The sequence below is a fragment of the Streptomyces broussonetiae genome (assembly GCF_009796285.1).
Classification (GTDB): Bacteria; Actinomycetota; Actinomycetes; order Streptomycetales; family Streptomycetaceae; genus Streptomyces; species Streptomyces broussonetiae.
In genome coordinates this window covers 7,918,789-7,939,532 of the sequence record NZ_CP047020.1, presented here as the reverse complement: position 1 = coordinate 7,939,532, position 20,744 = coordinate 7,918,789, and the positions used below count along the sequence as shown (strand labels likewise).

The following is a 20,744-nucleotide window of genomic DNA, read 5'->3' as shown; positions in this document are numbered from 1 at the left end:
TGTCCCGCCCACAGGAAGCCGTCCCACCCGTCTGACCCGAGGAGCACGTCTTGCGAACCCGGAAGATCACGAACACCGCCGTCGACGTCACCGAACTGGGCTTCGGTGCGTCCGTCATCGGCAACCTCTACCGGGTCACACCGGTCCAGGACGCGGCGGCCGCGATCAAGGCGGCCTGGGACAGCGGCATCCGGTACTTCGACACCGCGCCGCACTACGGGCTCGGCCTGTCCGAGCAGCGGCTGGGGGCCGCCCTGCGCGACCGCCCCCGCGAGCAGTACGTCGTCTCCTCCAAGGTGGGCCGGCTGCTCGTGCCCAACGAGCAGCCGCGGGGCGTCGACAGCGAGGGCTTCGTCGTCCGGGACGACCTGCGCCGCCAGTGGGACTTCAGCCGGGACGGCGTGCTCCGCTCCATCGATGCCACCCTGGAGCGTACGGGTCTCGACCGTCTCGACATCGTCTACGTGCACGACCCCGACGAACACTGGCGGCAGGCCGCCGAGGAGGCTCTGCCCACCCTCGCGGACCTGCGCGACCAGGGGGTGATCGGCGCGATCGGCGCCGGCATGAACCAGTCGGCCATGCTCGCCCGCTTCCTGGGCGAGACCGCGGCCGACGTGGTGATGCTGGCCGGACGCTACACGCTCCTCGACCAGTCGGCGCTGGACGACGTGCTGCCCGCCGCTCGGGAGCACGGCAAGAGCGTGGTCGCCGTCGGCGTGTTCAACTCGGGCCTGCTCTCCCGGGACCGTCCCGTGCCGGGCATGAAGTACGACTACAAGGACGCTCCGCCCGAGTTCGTCGCCCGTGCCCTGGCCATCGCCCATGTCTGCGAACATCACGGCACGACCCTGCCCGCCGCCGCGATCGCTTTCCCGTTCAGCCATCCCAGTATCATCAACGTCACCCTGGGAATGAGGAATCAGGAGCAGGTCAGGCACAACGTGGAACTCCACCGTCGGCGCGTGCCGGAAGCTCTCTGGGACGATCTTCGCGCCCAGGGCCTGATCAGGCCCGACGTACCCACGCGGAACAGCGCGGAGAACACTCCGGAGAAAGGGGTGCGCGTTGTCTCTGACGGACAAGGCCATTGAGCGGATCCGTGAACTCATCCGCACCGGGGCGCTGCCACCGGGCTCGAAGCTGCCGCCGGAGCCGGAGCTGGCGGCCCAGCTGGGCCTGTCCCGCAACCTGGCTCGCGAGGCGGTCAAAGCGCTTGCGGTCGCCCGCGTGCTCGAAGTCCGCCGGGGCGACGGCACCTATGTGACCAGCCTGGAGCCGAGCCTGCTGCTCGAGGGCCTGGGCGGCGCGGTCGAGCTGCTGCAGAGCGACTCGGCGGCGCTGCTGGACCTGATGGAGGTGCGCCGGCTCCTCGAACCGGTGGCCACTGCACTCGCCGCCACCCGGATCTGCGACGACCAGCTGGCAGAGGTGAAGCAGCACCTGGACGCCATGCGAGCCGCGCGTGACGACGTCGAACAGCTGAACGCGCACGACGCGGCGTTCCACCGCGCGGTGGTCTCGGCCACGGGCAACGAAACGCTGCTCACCCTGCTGGAGGGCATCTCGGGCCGCACCCTGCGCGCCCGCATCTGGCGCGGCCTGGTCGACGACCAGGCCGCGGGCAGGACCCTCGCGGAACACGAGGCGATCTTCGAGGCGCTCTCCACCCGTGACGCCACCCTCAGCCAGGCCGCCGCACTGATGCACGTGAGCCACACCGAGCAGTGGCTGCGGGAACATCTGAGGAGCACCGCGCCTGCAGGATGACGCCGCGCCCGCGCAGGCGGACTCCTCGTCTGCAGCGCCTCATCAGGCGCTGCTCTGGCTGCCGGATGATCGGATCCACGTCCTCCGCAGCTTGGCAGCCCGCGATTCCACGCCGGCACCCGGCCGCGCTGCGAGGGCCCTCGATCTCCCCTCTCTGTGGCGGTGCCCCCACACGTCGGGGGACTCGTCCCAGTGTCCACTGCCCCGAATCCGCTGACCGGGCGCGCCCCTGCCAGGTTGCTTGCCGCCGCCCGTTGCTCAGGTCCAACGCCTAAGTGCGGGGCTTGGATTGTCGGCGGTGAGCGCGACGGTTCCATGACCGGTGGGCGTGGTTCGGTGTCAGAGGGTTCGGGCCGCAGCGGCGTCGCGGAGGAGTCCGGCGAAGGTCAGGGCGGCGGGGGTGAGCGAGTGGTCGGCCATGCGCACCAGGAGGATGCGGCGGACGGGGGCCGGCGGCTGGAGGGGCAGGACGTCGACGCCGGGCCGGATGCCTTCCAGGGCAAGGGTGGGGGCGAGGGCGACGCCGATACCGGCGGCGACCATGGCCTGGGCTTCCTGGTAGTCGTGGGCCTCGTAGGCGATGTGGGGCTCGAAGCCGACGGCGCGGCAGCCGCGGACGAGGGCTTCGGCCACCGGGTGACGGTCGGCGCGGGTGATCCAGGGATCGTCTGCGAAGTCGGCGAGTGAGGCGGCGTCGCGGCCGGCGAGCGGATGGTGGTCGCTGACGAGAAGGGCCGGCGGGTCGTCGAGGAGGGGGGTGACGACGATGTCCTCCCGGTCGATTCGGCTCCAGTCGTAGTCCCACATCAGCGACATTTCGATCTCCCGGTTCTCCAGCATGGTCCAGAGTCCGGCGATGCGGGCGCTGCGGACGGTCAGCCGTACATCGGGGTGGGCGTCGCGGAAGGCGATCACGGCCTGCGGGAGGAGCGAGGCACCGACGGTGGGGAAGGTGCCGATGCGCAGGGTGCCCGCCCGCAGACCGGCGTGGTCGGCGAGTTCGTTTTCCGCGGCCTGCAGCTCGCGTTCGATCCGTTGCCCTCGTTCTGCCAGCGCCCGTCCGGCGTCGGTGAGGGTGACGCCCCGGGCGTGGCGTTCCAGCAGGGGCTGTCCTGCCTCCGTTTCCAGGCGGCTGATCTGCTGCGATACCGCTGACGGGGTGTAGTTGAGGGCGCGGGCTGTCGCGGTCACCGAGCCGCGCCGGGCGACCTCCGTGAACAGCAGGATGCGCCGGACGTCGAGCATGCCGCCACCTCCAGCGTTCACTTCACCTTAATAGCCATGCAGATTTCCGAGATTGTACTTCACGCTGCCGTAACCCACCGTGGAGGACACCACGCGCGGCGAGACCGTCGGTGGATTTCCCCTTCCCTGGCTGTGAGGAGTCAGTTGTGCTGCGTCTGCAGGGCGAGATGATCCGCGGAGGAACCAGCAAGTGCTGGATCTTCGACCACCGCGACGTGGCCGCCACGGGCGTGGACGTCGATGCCCTCCTGCTCGCCGCCTTCAATGCCGCCGACCCCCGCCAGATCGACGGCGTGGGCGGCGCCTCCTCCACCACTTCCAAGGCCGCCGTCGTACAGGCGTCGACCCAGGCCGGCGTGGATGTCGAGTACGCCTTCGCGCAGGTCGGTATCGGCGACGAGCACGTGGAATGGGCAAGCAACTGCGGCAACTGCGCCACCGCCGTGGCCCTGTACGCCGTCCACCACGATCTCGCGCCGATCACGTCGGACACCACCACCGTCCGCATGCTCAACGTCAACACCGGGGCCCGTCTCACCGGCACGATCCCCACACCCGCGGGCGTGGCCCCGGAGGAGGGCACGGCCGTGGTCCCGGGTACCTCGGCACGGGGCGTGCCGGTCCTGCTCGGGTTTCAGGACCCGGCGGGCTCGACGACCGGCCGCGCTCTGCCGACCGGCCGGACGCTGGACGAGCTGACCGGCCCGGACGGCCTTGTCGAGGCATCCCTGGTGGACGCCGGCGCTCCGGCCGCGCTGTTCGAGGCCAAGGCGTTCGGCCTCGACGGCACGGAATCCCTCACCGCGTTTGCCACCGCAGTGCCCGCGCTGACGCTGCTGCGCCGCCAGGCAGCGCTGGCCATGGGCCTGGCCCGCGAGGGCGATCCGGTCAGCCACGCGGTGCCGAAGGTGGGCATCGTCGCCCGACCCGCCCCCTATCACACCACCCAGGGCATGCTCGTCGACCAGGACGAGTACGACCTGGCCGTGCGCATGGTCTCCATGCACGCCCCGCACCCGGCGATCGGCCTGACCTCCGCCGTGGCCCTGGCCACGGCCGCCGCCACCCCTGGCACCCTCGCCCACCGCGTCGCCCGGCAGACCGCCGACGGCACGCTGCGCCTGGGCACCCCCGCCGGCGTGGTCACCACCCGAGCCGTCCCCGCACCGGACAGCGCGTCCCCCACGCTGCTGCTGCACCGCGCCGCCCGGCGTATCGCCCGAGCCGAACTCCTCGTTCCCGTCCTGGAAGGACGCCCCGCATGAGCCGCAACGACGCCGCCCCGGGTACCGTCACCCCACCACCGGGCCGCATCCGCCGGATGCTGTCCCACCTCTACGTCCAGTGCCTGATCGCCGTCCTCCTCGGCGCCGCCGTGGGCGGGCTGTGGCCGTCCGCCGGCGCTGACCTCAAGCCGCTCGGCGACGGCTTCATCGCGCTGGTGAAGATGTTCATCGCGCCGATCGTCTTCTGCACGGTCGTCCACGGCATCGCCTCCATGGGCAACGCCCGCGCGGTCGGCCGCGTGAGCCTGAAGGCTCTGGTCTACTTCGAGGTGCTGACCACCGTGGCCATGGTGATCGGCCTGGTCGTCGTCAACGTCGTCCAGCCGGGCAGCGGTCTGCACATCGACCTCTCGACCCTGTCCACCAAGGGCCTGCCGCCGGAGGCGACCACGGCCCACGAGGGCTTCGCCGCCTTCCTTCTCGCCACCATCCCGGCCACCCTGGTCAGCGCCCTGACCGGCAACGAGATCCTGCCCGTGCTGCTGGTGTCGGTGCTGTTCGGCTTCGGCCTGCACGCCAGCGGAGAGGCCGGCCTGGGCATCGCCCGGGGCGTCGAGAAGTTCTCTACGGTCCTGTTCACGCTCATCCGCTGGATCATGCGGCTCGCCCCCATCGGCGCGTTCGGCTCGATGGCCTTCACCATCGGCCACTACGGCCTGGGCACCCTGCGCCACCTGGCCCTGCTGGTCGGCTCGTTCTGGCTGACCGCCGTCTTCTTCGTCCTGGTCGTCCTCGGGACCGTGATGCGCCTGAACGGACTGCGACTGCTGGCCTTCCTGCGCTATATCAAGGAAGAACTGCTGATCGTCCTGGGCACCTCCTCCACCGAGCCCGTCCTGCCGCGCATGATGGCCAAGCTCCAGCACGCCGGCGCCTCGAAACCGGTCGTCGGCATCACGCTGCCCGCCGGGTACTCCTTCAACCTCGACGGCACCGCCATCTACCTGACCATGGGCTCGGTCTTCCTCGCCCAGGCCCTCGGCATCCACCTCAGCCTCACCCAGCAACTGGCCATGCTCGCTGTCATGTTGCTCACCTCCAAGGGCGCCGCAGGCGTCACCGGCTCCGGCTTCGTCGCCCTGGCCGCCACACTCAGCGCCGTCCCTCACGTCCCGCCCGCCGCCCTCGCGCTGATCTTCGGCGTCGACCGGTTCATGTCCGAAGCTCGCGCCCTGACCAGCCTGGTCGGCAACGGCGTCGCCACCCTGGCCGTCGCCCGCTGGGAGGGCGAGTTGGACGAGGACCGCGCCAAGGCCGTCCTGCGCGGAGAGATCCCCTACGCCCCTGCCCCCGCTCCTTCTGCGGTGCCGGCCGAGCCCGATCCCAAGGACACGCCCGCACCCGAGGCGATGCCCGAGGCGATGCCCGAACCGACTCGCGACCCGGTCCCCGCCGCAAGCTGATATCGCGTGGGCGGGCCGGCCCGGAACAGACGCTCCGGGCCGGGCCGCCCACGCGACAACCGGACGTCGTACTCGCCGTCCTGGATGATCGGAAACGTCCGGCCCTCTGGTACGCCCGGTCGTCCAACCGGTGATCAGGTCCGGCGAACGCCTCCGAGCCGGAGACCCGGCAACGGATGCGTCCTGCCCCAAGCGGTGTGTTGGCGCGCCCGTCTACGGCGAGGTGGGCCGGGTGTGGGGAGCGGAGCACGAGCAGGGTGATCTCGCTGGGGGCGAGGACGCGGAACGGCGGGCCCCGGAATCCTGGCTGGTGTGCCAGGAGCAGGACGGGGCAGGCAGGTCGGTGCGGGGCTCCGGTGAGGTGGGTGCGGTGGCCTGCCGGGCCGGAGGACTCGGCCGTGACGTCAGCGCACAACCGGGCCACGGGAGGCCCGGTGAGCACCTCGGCGACCACCCGCCCCGCCACCGCGGCGTACAGCACGGCCGCCCACGGCGGTGCGTAGCGCTCGTGGCCGAGGAGGCTGACGAGTTCGCGGCCTCGGTCCACGCGGGCAGCCGGTGGACGGCGGCGAAGTAGCACAGGTGCTGCTCGACGGTGACGACCTGGCCCCCGTGTGCCGGATGACGAGTTCCTCGGCCGGGTGGAGGCGTTGCGGGGTCAGGAACACGTGGCCGACATGGTCGTTGTCCGCGTCAGTGGCCCTGGCGCACCTGTCAGGAAAGACTCCACTGCTGGCTGGAGGCGCCGGTGCCCGGTTCCTGGTCCACGGCCGCTCCGCCGGTGGTCGAGGCGGTCGTGACACCGATGTCCAGGTCGCTGCCGACGCCGGCGAGCATGTAGGTGCTGCCGGTGTAGCTGCCGACGAGGTCGAGGAACCATTCCTGGTTGGTCCCGCCGTTGCAGGCCCACTGCTGCAGTTGCAGGCCGGTGGCGGTCGACTGGTTCGGCACGTCCAGGCAAAGGCCGCTCTTCACGCTCTTGAGCGTGAAGATGTTGTCCCCCACCCGCGTGAGCGTCCACTGCTGGTTGGTACCGCCGGTGGACGGCCACTGGATGATCTCGGCGCCCTTCGCCGTGGAACCGCTCGACACGTCCATCAGCATGGAGCTGTTGACATCCTTCAGGGTGTGGACGCCCTCAGCGGGGATCCCGCTGTCGGCCGTCCAGGTTCCCGCTGCGGTGTCGAGTGACCAGATGGGGTACTGGCCGAGGTTCACCGACGTTCCCCTGATGGTCAGGGGCAGCCAGATCAGTGTCGACGCGCCGAGGTCGGAGGTGTTCCAGCGGTCGCCGGCGTAGATGTAGGTGGTGCCGGAGGAGCCCTGGACGGTGATGACGTTCGCCGTCTGGCTGCCGTAGGTGTGGGTGCCGGGTGCGGCCAGGTCACGGAACGACGACCAGGGGCCGCCCAGTGACGTGGCGGTGGCGTAGATGTTGTCGTTGAGGCCCCAGCCCGTCAGGTGCGAGCCGAATACGTAGTAGGTGCCGTTGGCCTTGACCATGGCGGGCGCCTCGACGCTGCCGCTGCTGCCGAGCACCGCCACAGCGCTGTCCACGGACAGGTAGTCGGCGGACAGCTTGTCGATGCGCAGGCCGTTGTTGCGGTCCTCGCTCAGCAGATAGGCGGTGCCATCGGTGTCCTGGAACAGGCCGAGGTCACGGCTGAGGTTGCCCAGCGGCCGGAAGCTTCCCCGGTAGGTGTACGGGCCGCAGGGGGTGCTACTGGTCGCCACACCGACCTTGGCCTCGGAGTAGTTGGTGCTGTCGATGTGCATGTACATCACGTAGGTGCTGGTCGAGGCGTTGTAGATGACCTTGGGTCGCTCCACGACGCGGCCCGGCCCCAGGTCGCCGCTGCTCTGCCTGGCCAGGGCGACGCCCCGGTAGGTCCAGTTGGCCAGGTCGGTCGAGGTGTAGCAGGGGATGTCCTGGAACGACGTGTCCGACGACGTCTCGCCGGTCTTGTCCTCCCCGAAGCCGTACCAGGTGCTGCCCACCTTGATGATGCCGAGGCCGTGCAGCTGAAGCGCGTTCCCGTTCTGGTCGGTGCGTGCGGCGCCCGTGGTGAACGACACCGAGGCCGCGTGCGCCTCGGTCGCCGGAAGCAGGAGCGCCGCAAGGCCTCCCAGCAGGGTCAGTAACGCGGCGGCTCTGCGCCGCCATCGGCCGGCGGGCGTCCGGGCAACTCCCTTGAACATGTGCGTCCCTCTCTGTCGAGGTTGACGGTCCCTTGGTGTCGGCGGAGACCCATGAGAGTCGTGGCATGTTTGCGGCGTCAAGGACGGCGTTCGAATTTGTTTAAGCTTGACCGGCTCGCCGCACACCCAGCCGGACTCGTCGGGGCCGCAAGTCGCCTGAACTGTCCAGGATTTCGGACATGCGGAAGGACGGATGCGAGGGGTTGACCTCTGGTTCGGGACGGGCGTAGAGACTTCACGACACAGTCAGAATCTGTTACTTGCTGGTTGAGTTTGTTGGAAACCGTATCCAAGCGAGGTGGACCGGCTGTGAACGTGTCAGGGCCTCAGGAACCCTCGCGCCGCGCGGTGCTCAAGGGCGCGGTGTCGCCGCCGCAACGGCCGCGCCGGGCATCGGCAGCACATATCCGGCCGAGGCCTCGGACGCCCGTCACCGCGACATCGGCCGACGGCGCCACCAGCATCACCATGTCGCTGGCGGGCGGCTCGCTCCAGTGGTCGGCCCGGCGCAAGGGCGCGACAGTCGTGGCCGGTTCGGCCATGGGCCTGCGGCTGAGCGACGCAACCACCCTCGGCGCCGACGCCGTTCTGACGAACTACCAGCGCTGGCACGTCGACCGCACGTGGAACCCGGTGTACGGCCGCAACGCGACCGTCCTGGGCGCCTACCAGGAGATGCGCTGGAACCTCCGGGACAACCGCACCTCCATCAACTTCGGTGTGCAGATACGGGCTTACGCGACCGGCTTCGCATTCCGTTACGTCCTGCTGGACCCGGGCACCGCCGCCATCACCGGCGAACTGACGACGTTCACCTTCCCGGACGGCACACTCGTCTACAGCGCACGGGACGAGGACGACTACAACCCGGTCGCGCCCGGCTCCATCCCGCCACCGGAACCTCCTCCACGGACACCGGACCCCTGACCGACCTCCCCCTCACCGCGACCTACAGCAGCGGGCTCAGTGCCTGCGTCGGGGCGGCAACCTTCTCGTCTCCTGCGGCAACTGGGAGCCGGAAGGCCGAGTCGAACTACCGGATGGACGGGCATGAGGGCAACGAAGCACGCCGCGCCGCAACCGTGGCGCAGGCGCGGACCGGTCACGGTTATTCCCTTGGGGCTGCTAGTCGTCGGTGTGCTGGCGTGCCTGGCCCTGACCGTCCTCACCGGGAGCGGAACCAGTGCCGGAAGGGCAGCCGACGCGTCCGCAGCAGGCGCACGAGCGGCCGCCCCGTCCGGTGCCGGGTCGGTGGCGGGCGGCGGTGCGGGTGCGACGGTGCAGCCGACGGCCTCGGCCAGTCCCACGGTCCCGGACTCGGCCTCGGCCACGCCGTCGCCTGCGGTCACTCCGACGGCCTCCGCCACCAGTACCGCGCCCGCGAGCGCCAGCGCGGCGGCCCCGGCCGGACGGATCAGACCGGCCGTCAGCTACCGGGGAGTCGCCACCGCCTATGCGGCTGGTGACGGCAGCGGCTCCTGCCTGTACGGGGCGTCCGACGACCTGATGGTCGCGGCGATGAACGTCACCGACTACGAGTCGGCCAAGGCGTGCGGGGCCTACGTGCTGGTCCGCGCGGCCGGCGGAGCCGCCATCACGGTACGGATCGTCAACGAATGCCCGTCGCCCTGCGCGCCGGGGCAACTCGACCTCAGTCGGCAGGCGTTCGCCAAGCTCGCCGACCCGTCGGTGGGCCGGCTACCGATCACCTGGTCGCTGCTGAGCCCGGACCTGCCGGGCACGATCGCCGTCCGGTACAAGGCCGGGTCCACCAAGTGGTGGTGCGGGATCCAGGTGACCGGCCACCGGAACCCGGTGGCCGCGCTGGAGGTGCGGACCGCCGACGGCTGGCGGCGGCTGCCCCGCACCGACTACAACTACTTTCTGTCCGCCGATGGCACCGGCTGTGGCGGGGCGCTCAGGATCACCGACGTCTACGGGGAGCGGCTGACCGTCGACGGCATCGCCGTGCGGCCGGACGTCTCGCAGCCGACCGGCGTCCAGTTCGCCCGGCACTGACCAGCCCGCCGGTCGTCCTTCACCGGCCCGCAACCGAGCACGACCGCCGTTCGGATCCCGGGCTGGGCACTGTTAGGCTGCCGCCCCTATTGTTAAACGCGCAACCAATGCGCACGTCATTGCCAGGAGAGGGCGACCGGGGGATGGTCCTCGATGACGCGTCCGCGGAGTTCCACGAATTCTTCGAACGCCACTATGCCGAACTCGCCCGTCTAGCACACCTGTTGACCGGCGAGACCGACGCGGCGGACGACCTTGCGGCGGATGCCCTGGTCGCCCTGTGGCAGCGCTGGGACCGGTTGCGGCAGGCCGACCACCCGCTCGCCTACGCCCGCGGTGTGGTGGCCAACCTGGCGCGCGGACGGATCCGCAGCGCGGTGCGCGAGCGACTCCGGATCACGCTGTTCTGGTCCCGCAGCCCCGAGAAGGTGGAGGGGCCGGACATGGCGGCCGTGCTGGACGTCCGCGCGGCGCTCGCCCGGCTGCCGTTCCGCAAGCGCGCCTGTGTGGTGCTGCGACACGCCTTCGACCTGTCGGAGAAGGACACGGCGGCAGCGCTGGGCATATCGGTCGGTACGGTGAAGAGCCAGACCTCGAAGGGAATGGCCGAGCTGGAAAGGATACTGGGCGCGCGAGCGGTCGGGGACCTGGTGGCAGGGAGGAGGAACCGGTGAACGAGGAGATCGCCCGTCGGCTGCGCGAGGCCGCCGAAGCCCACCGGCCCGACCGTGCGAGGATGCTGGCCCGGGTGCAACGCGGCACGGTCGGCCCCGCCGTCCGTCACCGCGCCAGGCCGTTCGCGAGGTCCGGTACCAGGGTCGCGCTCGCCGGGCTCGCCGCCACCGGCATCCTGGCGACCGGCGGCCTCGCCGTCGCCGCCATCGTCGCGCACTCGTCGCCGTCGGCCACCGTGACCACTCCTGCCACCCCGTCCCCGACCGTCAGCTCCCCGCACCCGACACCGGGCCGCCCCACCCCCGTCGCGCCGGACCCGGCCACCACCTCGGGCAGCGCGCGCCCGACTCCGTCGGCCACCAGTCCATCGCCGACCGCCGGCGAGAGTCAGAACGGGCCGCTGTGGTCGGCCGGCTCGGTGGACCCGCACAGCACCGTCTACTGGACGCAGAGCAACCTCGTCCTCAAGACGACCCGGCCGCTCACCTCGTTCACGGTCGAGATGCGGATCGTGCAGACCGGCGGGGTGAAGATCACCGGCACCTGGCAGACCCTGCCGAGTGCTGACTTCACCGTCACCGCCCAGGAGGCCGGCCGCGCGCTGGTCTACCGCTGGGTCCTCAAGCCGGGCCTGACCGTGCCGGCCGGGAGCCATGAGTTTGCCGCCCAGTTCAACAACGGCACCGGCGTGCGCAGTGCCCTGGGCGACGGCTACCGCGTCGACGCGCAGGGTTCGGGCGGCTCCGCGTCGGTCCGGGGAGGGTTCGTCCCGACCCGGTGAACGCCGCTGTGCGGCAAGAGGACGAGTCCCCTTGGCGCACAGCTCGATGGGAGAACAAGTACCCGAACTGCTGGTACGGGGTCCAGTCGGCCGGGCCGGCGTTGGTCCCGTCGGCGTAGGTGGCCAGCAGGTCGCCGTGGAACTGCGTGGGGACGGTGACGGCGGCCGTGGAAATTCCCTCGGTCGCGGCAACCTTTGTGTGCGTGGGCGGCAACTGGCGGGTAACCAGGGCCGGATCAAGGCCCGTTGTTCCAGAAGGGCATGCCCTTGTCAGATCAGAACCGCTCTCGTCGCCGCCGTCCGGCTACCGGCCGCGTGCTCGCCGCCGCCGTGGTCCTCGCCGCCGCTGGTGCTGCCGTACCCCTGGTCGCCCAGGCCGCACACACCCCGAATGCCCGCACGCCGACCCTGGCCGGTGCAGCGGCCGGCAGTGGCCGCTACTTCGGCACGGCCGTGGCAGCCGGGAAGCTCGGCGACCCGACGTACTCCACGATTCTCGACCGGGAGTTCAGCACGATCACCCCGGAGAACGAGATGAAGTGGGACACCACCGAACCGTCCCGCGGCACCTTCAACTTCGGCCCGGCCGACTCGATCGTCGGCCACGCCTCCGCGCACGGTCAGCGGGTGCGCGGCCACACCCTGGTGTGGCACTCGCAGCTACCCGGCTGGGTCAGCGGCATCAGAGACGCGAACACGCTGCGCAGCGTGATGAAGAACCACATCACCACCGAGATGAGCCACTTCAAGGGCAAGATCTACGCCTGGGACGTGGTCAACGAGGCCTTCGCCGACGGCGGCAGCGGTCAGCACCGCAGCTCGGTCTTCCAGGACGTGCTGGGCAACGGCTTCATCGAGGAGGCGTTCCGCACCGCGCGGGCCGCCGACCCCTCGGCCAAGCTCTGCTACAACGACTACAACATCGAGAACTGGTCCGACGCCAAGACGCAGGGCGTCTACAACATGGTCAAGGACTTCAAGTCCCGCGGTGTACCCATTGACTGCGTCGGCTTCCAGAGCCACTTCGGCGCGGGCGGCCCGCCGGCCGGCTACCGGACCACCCTGTCCAAGTTCGCCGCGCTCGGCGTGGACGTCCAGATCACCGAACTCGACATCGCCCAGGCCTCACCGACCGCCTACGCCAACACCGTGCAGGCGTGCATGAACGTCGCCCGCTGCACCGGCATCACCGTGTGGGGCATCCGCGACAGCGACTCCTGGCGCACCGGTGAGAACCCGCTGCTGTTCGACGCGGGCGGCAACAAGAAGCCCGGCTACAGCGCGGTACTCACCGCCCTGGGCGGCAGCAGCGGCACGCCGGGCGGGGGCATCACCTCCGGCACCGTCTACACGCTCTCCGACGTGGCCGCCGGACGCGTTCTCGACGAGCCTGCGGGATACAACGGCAACGGCACCCCGCTCCAGGTGTGGGACGCCAGTGGTGCCTCCAATCAGCAGTGGCGGGCCGGCCGGAACAGCGACGGCTCCTACACGCTGACCAACGTCGCCAGCGGCCGGGTACTGGACGAACCGGGCAACCAGACGGGCAACGGGACGAGGATGCAGGTCTGGGACTCGGGCGGCGGCGCCAACCAGCACTGGCGGGCCGACCGGAACAGTGACGGGTCCTACACACTGACCAACGTCGCCAGCGGCCGGGCGCTGGAGATCCCCGGCGGTCGGACCGCCAACGGCACTCCCGTCCAGATCTGGGACTCGGGCGGCGGCGCCCACCAGCACTGGAACCTCAGGACTTCGACGCCCGCGCCGGCGGGCGGCACGTGTGCTCTTCCGTCGACGTACCGGTGGACGTCGACGGGTGCGCTGGCGCAGCCGGCGAACGGGTGGGACGCGGTGAAGGACTTCACCGACGTGGTGTACAACGGCAAGCACCTGGTCTACGCGTCGAACGTGTCGGGATCGTCGTACGGCTCGATGATGTTCAAGCCCTTCACGAACTGGTCGGACATGGCGTCGGCCGGCCAGACCGGGACGAGCCAGTCCGCGGTGGCGCCCACGCTGTTCTACTTCGCGCCCAAGAAGATCTGGGTGCTGGCGTCCCAGTGGGGCGCGTCGCCCTTCGTCTACCGCACGTCCAGCGACCCCACCAACCCGGGCGGCTGGTCCGCGCCGCAGCCGCTGTTCACCGGCAGCATCCCCGGCGCCGCCCCGATCGACCAGACCCTGATCGCCGACGACCAGAACATGTACCTGTTCTTCGCCGGCGACAACGGCAAGATCTACCGGGCGAGCATGCCGATCGGGAACTTCCCGGGCAGCTTCGGCTCGTCGTACACGACAGTCATGAGCGACACCGAGAAGAACCTGTTCGAGGCGCCGCAGGTCTACAAGGTCAAGGGGCAGAACCAGTACCTCATGATCGTTGAGGCTCGGGGTGCGAATGAGCAGCGCTACTTCCGCTCCTTCACGGCCTCCAGCCCAAGCGGTTCATGGACCCCGCAGGCCGCCAGCGAGAGCAACCCCTTCGCGGGCAAGGCCAACAGCGGTGCCACCTGGACCAACGACATCAGCCACGGCGACCTGGTCCGCAACAACCCCGACCAGACCATGACCATCGACCCCTGCAACCTGCAGTTCCTCTACCAGGGCAAGTCCCCCACCGCGACCGGCCCCTACGACCGACTGCCGTGGCGGCCGGGTGTCCTCACCCTGCAGCGCTGACCCGCCTGATCAACGGTGATCGCGATCGGGTGCGGTGCACCGGCACGTAGACGAGCGGTCTACGACGTGAGCACCTCCACCCGCTGAGCCCGACGAAGATGACGAATGCGCCCCCATCGGAGAGATGGGGGCGCATTCGTACCTTCGCCTACTTGAGCGCTGTGCCGCCCGAGTTGTGATAGCCGATCGTCTTGCGGATCAGGTTTCCGCCGTCGGACTCGGCCGTTGTCTGTTCCTGCTGCCCTGGACCGAAGAGCAGGCCGGCGACATGGGCGTTCGCGACCTGGTCCATGTGCGCGAAGAACCAGTCCACCTTGTCGTCCTTGTAATGGTTGAGAGTGTTGTTCTGCGCCATGTTGCCCACGGGGATCTGCCACAGGACCACCGGCTTGCCCACGGACTCGGCCATCGTCTTGTAGAACTTCAGTGCGGCGGCGGCCTTCTGGTCGGTCCAGAAGTGGTCACTGCCGCCGTGGGCCGGCTGTGCGTACCAGCCTGCGTCGCGGTCCGACACATCGGTGACCAGGAAGTCGGCGTTCTCGGCCCCGAGCTTTGCGTAGTCCTTGACGCATGCCGGTGTGTTGGTCTGCCAGTCCCAGCAGGTGAGGTGGAGCCCCACGGCGGTGTTCGGCGCGTACTTGCGCGCCATCGATATCAGGCAGCGGCTGAGTCCGGCGGCGCTGTTCTCCTGCGGTCCGCAATCGGTCGGGTTGGCGGCCGAGACCTGTGCGGCAACCTGGTGCGGATCGCCGAGCGACCGGACGTAGCCCCAGAAGTCGGGCTCAAGGTCGATCGCGTCGTGCGACGTGCCGATCTTCTGGAGGAAGAAACGGTAGTCGTTCATGTACCGGGTGAGCAGGTCGAGCCTGTTGATGGCCTTGACCTCGCCCGGGCCGTCGCCCTCGCCTGCCAGATCTCCGAGGTCGCGCAGTGAGTACCAAGTCCACAGATACTTCTGCGGGCGCGGCCTGCCCTGGTAGGTCGCCTGGGCCGCATGGGCGTCCGACCAGGTCACGTAGTTGCCGGGCGCGGTGGTGGGGCCGCCCCAGCAGCCCCACCAGTTCGACCACGCGTCCTGGCAGCGCGCTGCCGAATAGGCGGCCGACGAGGGCGCGGGCCGGCTGTGCACATAGGCGTAGCGCACGTCGAACGGCGCGGCGGTCGCCGAGGCGTCAGTCATCGAGCCGCCGATGAGCACCGTGCTGCTGCCCATGAAACGTGTCGTCGAGCTGCCGTCACCGGGCGCGGGAGGCGACGGCTGCGTGCCGATGCTCCCGGCCGGGACGAGTTGCCACTGCTGATCGGCGCCGCCCCGGTCGCGATCCTGGACGACGTCGCCCCCATCAGCCTTGGTGGCGTTGTGGACCTCGACGGCCATGCCACTGAAGCGATTGACCAAACGCACATAGCCGTCCGGCGACTTGGCCAGTTCGAACTGCTGGTTGGTGCCGTTCAGGGCTTTCCACTGCACGATGGCGGAGCCGGCGCTCTTCGACCAGCCGAGGTCGTCCAGCACCTTGCCGGAGTTCCGGTTCTGCAGCCGGTAGTAGCCGTCACCCGCGTCGATGAACCGCCACTGCTGGTTGGCCCCGCCGTGGCGCGCCCACTGCACCACCGCCGCGCCGTCGTTCGTGGCGAAGCCGCGGTCGTCCAGCACCCTGCCGCTGTTGCGGTTGACCAGCACGTACCACTTCTTCAGATCCAGGGTTTGCTGCGCCGAAGCCTGGCTGACCACAACGGCGGAGCCGGCCACGACCACCATGACGAGGCCCGCCCAGAAACCCCGATGCGCGAGCAACCGACGGCCACGATGCTTCGGGCGACCACCGCGGGCGCGGCCGTCGGCACGGCGGCCGCCGGCGCGGGATGCCACCGATGACGTGGGTGGGCTGGGGACATGTCTGTGCTCTCGTTCAAGGGGCATGTCTGCGCTCTCTTTCAGCCGTGCATGTGACCGGACCACTTGGCCGGGCAACACTGAGTGGCCCCAGAGGCCGAAAAGGTTGCCGCGAAGATCCGCAGAGTCTCTCGCGACGCGGGAGGTGGTCGGCTGGGCGATGGCCGACCACCACCGCGCCGGGCTGCCGGTCGCCGCCTTGCGGATGGCGGCCGGGCGTGGCGGCCTGGAGCAGGGTTGCGTCATGCATACGGATCGCAGCAGTGAGTACACGAGTGACGAATTCCGCAGCGAAATACGCAGGTTGCGCATGAGGCAGTCGCTGGGGCGCGTCGGCTCTTGTTACGAGAATGCCGCTGCGGAAAGCTGGTTCGCCATCCTGAAAGCAGAGATCGGGACGACCATGTGGGAGACCCGCGAGGCCCCCGGGCCGACGTTTTCCGCTACGTCGAGGTCGAGTACAACCGCAGCCGGCTCCGTCGGCATCCCGACTACGGGTACGTCACCCCGCTCGAAACGAGATCCTTGCTCAGGCAGAACCTCGTCCCGGCAGCGTAAACACCCGCTGTCCAGTTCGCGGGGGGAACTTCAGCGCCGGCCTCCTCCAAGCGCTCGGCCATCTGCTTCCACGCGGCGTCCAGCACGGCGACCCAAACCGGCGGCACCAGCTTGTCGTCGATCTCGCGCGGCAGCAGCGGCTTCTCGCTCACCCGGCGCCTCGCCAGGGCAGGCAGCCGCTTCGAAGAGCTCCCCGCGCACCCCCACGGCGGCCGGCCGCCTCGTGAGTGAGCGGCAAGCCGCCCGCACTCCGAAGGCGCCGGGTCAGTCGGAGTCGGGGTCCGCGACGGTGACCAGTGCGAGAACCCCGTCGACGTCGATGTCCTCGGCGTCCCCCGTGGCGAACAGCGCGGCGTCCAGGTGATCGAGGCGGACGGACGTCCGACCGAGGGCGGCCGTCCCTTCAAGGACCACTGTCAGCACGCACGTTCCGGCTTCCGGCCGCACCGCGACGTGATCGCGCACGATCCGGACCCGCGCCGACGCACCGGCGCGCCGCACCATGACGTTGAAGTCGACGATCGGGCCGCCGAGCAGCTCGCACTGCGTGTCGGAGTCACCGGCGAAGGCGAACGGCTCGTACGGGACGGCCATCACATGCCGGGCGCCGTCGACCGTCAGGGCCATGCCGGGACCGTCGACGACGGTGATGATCCTGTCCACACCCTCGAAGACCGAGAACGGTCCGCTCTGCGCGACATCGGCAATGCTGACACGCCAGACGAAATCGTCGGTCCGTGCCCCCTCGGGACGGGCCGCGACCTCGGAGGTGACACCCCCGCCGTTCTTCCACGGCGCGGGAGTTCTGTCCTGCGCCCGCAGAACCTGCAGTGCCATGCGCTTTCCTTCCGTCTGGGACGGCCGCGGAGCCCGTTCCTCCCGGCCCCGCGGCGGACAAGACGAGAGGACCGCGCGGGTCGGGCTGCGAACCCGGACCGTGAGGCCCTCGACACCGCACTGTACGCGACGCCCCCAACGCCTCACAGGAGCCGGAACGGAGGGAGGCCGGTCGGGCTCACCCCAGGTCGAAGGTGTTCGGCAGACCCAGCCTGTAGCGCAGCTCGTCGATCCGCTTCAGGGGCTCCATCTCCGGCGGCCGGTACAGTTCCCACACACGGCACCGCTCGGCATCCGAACGGTCCGCGTCGAGCAGGGCGTTGACGGCTCGTCGTGCGGACTCGTTGGCGCCTTCCATGGTCGCAAGGTCGACGTCGGTGCGGATGTAGTCGCCCGCGAGGAAGAAGTTCGGGATCGTCGTCTGCGCCGAGGGGCGATGGTGGAGCGTGCCCGTCGGGTGGATGAGGAGCTGTTCGCGATTGTGCGGGTCGGGGCCGCCCAGGCCCGTCACCGCCGGGTCCATGAACCAGCCGAGGCGGTCCTCGTCCCTGAGCGTGGTCTTGCCCGCGTCGTTCAGCCCGTCCTTCAGCTGCGCCCACAGCTCGGCGACGATCTCGTCCCGGGTGCACTCCTTGGCCGTCTTGCCGTACAGGATGCCGGGCTTGTCCCACTCCGAAATGATCGCGGAGAGGCAGTCGTGGGCCCGCCCGTCGCCGTAGTCACGGGAGAAGTCCCGGACGTCCCAGAACTGCGCCTGGCCCACGGCCGTCACCGACCAGGGTGAGTCGAGGCAGTTGATGTGGCCGTGTACGACGGGTGTGGGCGTGCGCAGGTAGAACATCACGCCGGTCATCCAGTCCGTCTTCAGCGCGTCGCACCGGCCGAGCTGCGGGTCGGCGGCGCGCAGGGCCCTGCCCCAGGTGACGCGAGCGTGTTCGACGGGCATGGCGGAGACGTAGTGGTCGGCGGTGACCGTGCGCTCGTGGCCGCCGTCACGGGCCGCGACGCGGACGCCGGTCACCCGCCCGCCCTCGTACCCGACCTCCAGCACCTGCGTGCCGGTCACGAAGTCGACGCCGAGCGAGCGCAGATGCGCCTCCCAGGGGTCGATCCAGGCCTCGCTGGTGGGAGCGTTCAGGACGCGGTCGATGTCGGCGTCGCCGTCCATCCCACGGCCGAGCAGGCCCCACAGGATCAGGGCTTCGATGATGACGCGGCCGACCGTCCTGGTCGACGCCACCTCGGCGCGGGTGGCGACGAGGTTACGGGTCTGCCCGATGCCGAGGAGGGTCTGGTACTCCGTGCTCATCTCTCCCGCACGGATGAAGTCCCACCACGCGACCTTCTCCCACTGGTCCTCGCGGCGGGCGTCGCAACTGGTGAGATGGACCAGGAGGCGGTCCGCGAAGTAGGCAACCTCGTGGGCGGGCAGCCGGGTGCCCACATCCAGGACGGACAGGATCTGGTCGCGGATCCAGGACGGGGTGATGTCGCCGGGCGCCGGCTGGGTCGTGATCCTGCGCAGCGGGAAGTGCAGGTCGGGGCGGCCCGAGCCGCGGGCGAACAACTCCTCTGTGGCGTTGCGGAGGTTGCCGTGGACGCCGCCGGCGTTGCCGGGGAAGGGGATGCGGCGCATCGTGTCCGGCAGGTTGCGGTAGAAGCCGGGGAAGAAGCGGAAGCCGTGTTCGCCGGGCAGCGGCTTGCGGCCGCCGGCGGCTGTGCCGGGGACGTCCATCGAGCGGGCCTTGCCGCCGAGGATGTCGTAGTACTCGTAGACGGTGACGGCGTATCCGCGTTCGGCGAGTTCGTGGGCGGCGCTGAGCCCGGAGACGCCGCCGCCGAGGACGGCGACGCTCCGGCGGGAGGGCGTGGCCGCGGCTGCTCGCGCCGCGGGCCGTAACACGGTCGCGCCGACCGCGCCACCGGCGGCCGTGAGGAAGCGTCTGCGGGAATGTCCGGCGGTCGGCCGGGGCTGCTGCGCGTGGTCTGTCGCCATGATTCCGGGAGGGTAGAGAGGGTTCCGGGAGCCCGGAAGCCTGTTTCCCGTCCTGCACAGCATCCTCACGATCTCGCGGGAAACGGACATGCATGCCAAGTGCCTTGATGACAGCGTCGGTTGGTGCAGGGGCGCCGGAAGGTCGCAGGAGGCGGTGAGGTCGTCTCGGGCCGCCGGCAGCAGGCACTCGATCTACGGGACCTGTTCGGCGGGCAAGCCCTGAGGTGGAAGAGGTGCTCAGACGCCGGGTGATCGGGCTGGAGCAGTATCCGGAGGCGCCGGCTGAGGAGGAGGCGCCCGCCGTGGTGGGCGGAGGGGTGTCGCAGAGGAAGCCGGTGCGTCCGCGCCGGGCGGTGCCTCACCGCAAGGACGCGGCCGACACCGAGGTGCTGTCGGTGGACTACCAGGCGTTGATGGCTGCCGCCTTGGAGGCGGGAGCCGATGGGCTGGGTGCCCGGCGGGCAACGGTGGTGCTGGGCTGGGACAGCGCCTCCGCCTCCCGCGTCGAGGGAGCGAGGGCCCGGTTGAAACGGCTGGTGGAACGGGGCTGGCTGGTGGAGGAGAAGCCGGGCAGGTTCATGCTGCCCGCGCCGGAGCAGGACGCTGCCGGCGCTGGGCGGCCAGGCGGCGGCTCATAAGCATGGTCATCGACCACAGGATGACGGTCTCGCTGGTGTCGGTGCGCCGTTCGTAGTCACGGACCAGGCGTCGGCTGCGCAGGAACCAGGCGAAGGACGTTTCGACGACTGCGCCTGCCGAGAATGTCATCCATGCAGCTCACGGGCCTGTTCGGTGCTGAGGCAGGATGAGCCTCGAGTTTGCGTCGCACCAGGTCAGGGGCAGTCTTCCGCTTGCCGGGGCGGGTGAGCGAGCGGCGTCGGCGAGGCGGCTTGCGGCCCTGCAGGCCGAGTTCGGCCATGATCTCGGCGACGGTGTTCTGTGACACCTGCCAGCCCTCCTCCCACAAGTCCACTGTGATCCTCGGCGAGCCGTACGTCCGGCCGGAGCGGTCGAAGAAGTGACTGATCCGCTCGGCCGGCTCTGCGCGTCTGGTCTCGCGTTTCGTCGGCTCGGACGCCCGGCGGCGCCACTTGCAGAACCACGCCTCCGACACGCCCCGGGGCCCGGCAGGAGGTGCGGTACGGAACGCTGTGCACGGTCTTCTGGTCGCTGATCACCCCGACGAGCACCGCCGGGTCCGCCACAGCTACTTCACCCACAAGACCATGCAGCGTTCGAGCACATCACGCTCCATGGCCAGCTCCTTGCTGTCCTTCTTCAGCCGCGCGTTCTCCCGCCGCAGCCGCACGAGGGCCTGCGCGACCTGCGCGACCTGCGCGATCGGCTTGCCGGTCTCGGCGACGATCCGCACAGCCCCTCACGGAACTCCGCATCG

General features: G+C 69.9%; 19 protein-coding genes and 2 pseudogenes. 11 read left to right on the top strand and 10 right to left on the bottom strand.

The genetic code is table 11. From position 1 onward, the window contains the following. Positions 1–50: 50 nt before the first annotated feature. Positions 51–1,094 (top strand): aldo/keto reductase, encoded by a 1,044-nt coding sequence (locus GQF42_RS36375; RefSeq protein WP_158927032.1) that lies wholly within the window; start codon positions 51–53, stop codon positions 1,092–1,094. Continuing rightward, positions 1,069–1,770, top strand: coding sequence for a FadR/GntR family transcriptional regulator (locus tag GQF42_RS36370; protein ID WP_158927031.1), 702 nt, complete (start codon positions 1,069–1,071; stop codon positions 1,768–1,770). The genes GQF42_RS36375 and GQF42_RS36370 overlap by 26 nt, the downstream gene beginning before the upstream one ends. A 339-nt stretch (positions 1,771–2,109) precedes the next feature. On the opposite strand, the gene GQF42_RS36365 is transcribed toward GQF42_RS36370, so the two are convergent. Further along, on the bottom strand, positions 2,110–3,015 hold the full coding sequence (locus GQF42_RS36365; RefSeq protein ID WP_158927029.1) for a LysR family transcriptional regulator: 906 nt from the start codon (positions 3,013–3,015) through the stop codon (positions 2,110–2,112). Positions 3,016–3,161: 146 nt separating this feature from the next. Between GQF42_RS36365 and GQF42_RS36360 the strand changes: the two genes are divergently transcribed. Both GQF42_RS36360 and dctA read left to right on the top strand, forming a co-directional pair. Next, the gene (locus tag GQF42_RS36360; protein ID WP_158927027.1) at positions 3,162–4,280 is read left to right on the top strand and encodes a PrpF domain-containing protein; all 1,119 of its coding nucleotides are present in this window, start codon (positions 3,162–3,164) and stop codon (positions 4,278–4,280) included. Next, positions 4,277–5,704, top strand: a complete 1,428-nt coding sequence (gene dctA / locus GQF42_RS36355) for a C4-dicarboxylate transporter DctA (RefSeq protein WP_158927025.1) — start codon at positions 4,277–4,279, stop codon at positions 5,702–5,704. Before GQF42_RS36360 ends, dctA begins: the two co-directional genes overlap by 4 nt. 232 nt (positions 5,705–5,936) lie before the next feature. Here dctA and GQF42_RS46360 read toward each other — a convergent pair. After that, positions 5,937–6,110: pseudogene (locus GQF42_RS46360) on the bottom strand (metallophosphoesterase); the annotation flags it as partial. Between the two features lie 308 nt (positions 6,111–6,418). Further along, positions 6,419–7,903, bottom strand: a complete 1,485-nt coding sequence (locus GQF42_RS36345; protein ID WP_158927023.1) for an RICIN domain-containing protein — start codon at positions 7,901–7,903, stop codon at positions 6,419–6,421. Positions 7,904–8,371: 468 nt separating this feature from the next. Here GQF42_RS36345 and GQF42_RS36340 point away from each other — a divergent pair, with 468 nt between their 5' ends. The 4 genes from GQF42_RS36340 to GQF42_RS36325 all read left to right on the top strand — a co-directional run bounded on the left by GQF42_RS36340 (position 8,372) and on the right by GQF42_RS36325 (position 11,378). After that, the gene (locus tag GQF42_RS36340; protein ID WP_233273604.1) at positions 8,372–8,830 is read left to right on the top strand and encodes a glycoside hydrolase family 97 N-terminal domain-containing protein; all 459 of its coding nucleotides are present in this window, start codon (positions 8,372–8,374) and stop codon (positions 8,828–8,830) included. Between the two features lie 189 nt (positions 8,831–9,019). Beyond that, the gene (locus tag GQF42_RS36335; protein ID WP_325100381.1) at positions 9,020–9,922 is read left to right on the top strand and encodes an expansin EXLX1 family cellulose-binding protein; all 903 of its coding nucleotides are present in this window, start codon (positions 9,020–9,022) and stop codon (positions 9,920–9,922) included. A gap of 143 nt (positions 9,923–10,065) precedes the next feature. Next, on the top strand, positions 10,066–10,596 hold the full coding sequence (locus GQF42_RS36330) for a SigE family RNA polymerase sigma factor (protein WP_158927019.1): 531 nt from the start codon (positions 10,066–10,068) through the stop codon (positions 10,594–10,596). Further along, positions 10,593–11,378, top strand: a complete 786-nt coding sequence (locus GQF42_RS36325; protein ID WP_158927017.1) for a superantigen-like protein SSL4 — start codon at positions 10,593–10,595, stop codon at positions 11,376–11,378. Before GQF42_RS36330 ends, GQF42_RS36325 begins: the two co-directional genes overlap by 4 nt. Here the strand turns inward: GQF42_RS36325 and GQF42_RS47035 are convergent. Next, on the bottom strand, positions 11,269–11,592 hold the full coding sequence (locus tag GQF42_RS47035; RefSeq protein ID WP_407699515.1) for a hypothetical protein: 324 nt from the start codon (positions 11,590–11,592) through the stop codon (positions 11,269–11,271). The genes GQF42_RS36325 and GQF42_RS47035 overlap by 110 nt on opposite strands. A 47-nt stretch (positions 11,593–11,639) precedes the next feature. On the opposite strand from GQF42_RS47035, the gene GQF42_RS36315 reads away from it, so the two are divergent. Next, positions 11,640–14,060 (top strand): non-reducing end alpha-L-arabinofuranosidase family hydrolase, encoded by a 2,421-nt coding sequence (locus tag GQF42_RS36315; protein WP_233273603.1) that lies wholly within the window; start codon positions 11,640–11,642, stop codon positions 14,058–14,060. A 148-nt stretch (positions 14,061–14,208) separates the two neighbouring features. Here the strand turns inward: GQF42_RS36315 and GQF42_RS36310 are convergent, their stop codons facing one another. After that, positions 14,209–15,822, bottom strand: coding sequence for an RICIN domain-containing protein (locus tag GQF42_RS36310; RefSeq protein ID WP_158930994.1), 1,614 nt, complete (start codon positions 15,820–15,822; stop codon positions 14,209–14,211). Here GQF42_RS36310 and GQF42_RS47825 point away from each other — a divergent pair. Next, positions 15,821–16,240, top strand: a pseudogene (locus GQF42_RS47825) (hypothetical protein); the annotation flags it as partial. The gene GQF42_RS36310 and the pseudogene GQF42_RS47825 sit on opposite strands and share 2 nt — an antisense overlap. Before the next feature lie 208 nt (positions 16,241–16,448). Here GQF42_RS47825 and GQF42_RS46350 read toward each other — a convergent pair. From GQF42_RS46350 to GQF42_RS36295, 3 genes are all read right to left on the bottom strand, one after another. Then, positions 16,449–16,667 (bottom strand): hypothetical protein, encoded by a 219-nt coding sequence (locus GQF42_RS46350; protein ID WP_233273601.1) that lies wholly within the window; start codon positions 16,665–16,667, stop codon positions 16,449–16,451. Positions 16,668–16,779: 112 nt separating this feature from the next. Then, positions 16,780–17,352: a HutD/Ves family protein gene (locus GQF42_RS36300; RefSeq protein ID WP_158927014.1), complete on the bottom strand. Its 573-nt coding sequence runs from the start codon at positions 17,350–17,352 to the stop codon at positions 16,780–16,782. A gap of 178 nt (positions 17,353–17,530) precedes the next feature. After that, positions 17,531–19,348, bottom strand: a complete 1,818-nt coding sequence (locus GQF42_RS36295; protein WP_158927012.1) for a hydroxysqualene dehydroxylase — start codon at positions 19,346–19,348, stop codon at positions 17,531–17,533. A gap of 224 nt (positions 19,349–19,572) precedes the next feature. Here GQF42_RS36295 and GQF42_RS36290 point away from each other — a divergent pair, with 224 nt between their 5' ends. After that, positions 19,573–19,986 carry a hypothetical protein gene (locus GQF42_RS36290; RefSeq protein ID WP_158927010.1) on the top strand — a complete coding sequence of 138 codons (414 nt, stop codon included), beginning with the start codon at positions 19,573–19,575 and terminating at the stop codon, positions 19,984–19,986. Between the two features lie 56 nt (positions 19,987–20,042). Here GQF42_RS36290 and GQF42_RS47820 read toward each other — a convergent pair whose 3' ends face one another. Both GQF42_RS47820 and GQF42_RS36275 read right to left on the bottom strand, forming a co-directional pair. Then, entirely contained in the window at positions 20,043–20,462 is a 420-nt protein-coding gene (locus GQF42_RS47820; RefSeq protein WP_158927007.1) for an IS3 family transposase, read from the bottom strand. 93 nt (positions 20,463–20,555) lie between these two features. Continuing rightward, positions 20,556–20,720, bottom strand: a complete 165-nt coding sequence (locus GQF42_RS36275; RefSeq protein ID WP_233273600.1) for a hypothetical protein — start codon at positions 20,718–20,720, stop codon at positions 20,556–20,558. Positions 20,721–20,744 lie beyond the last annotated feature (24 nt).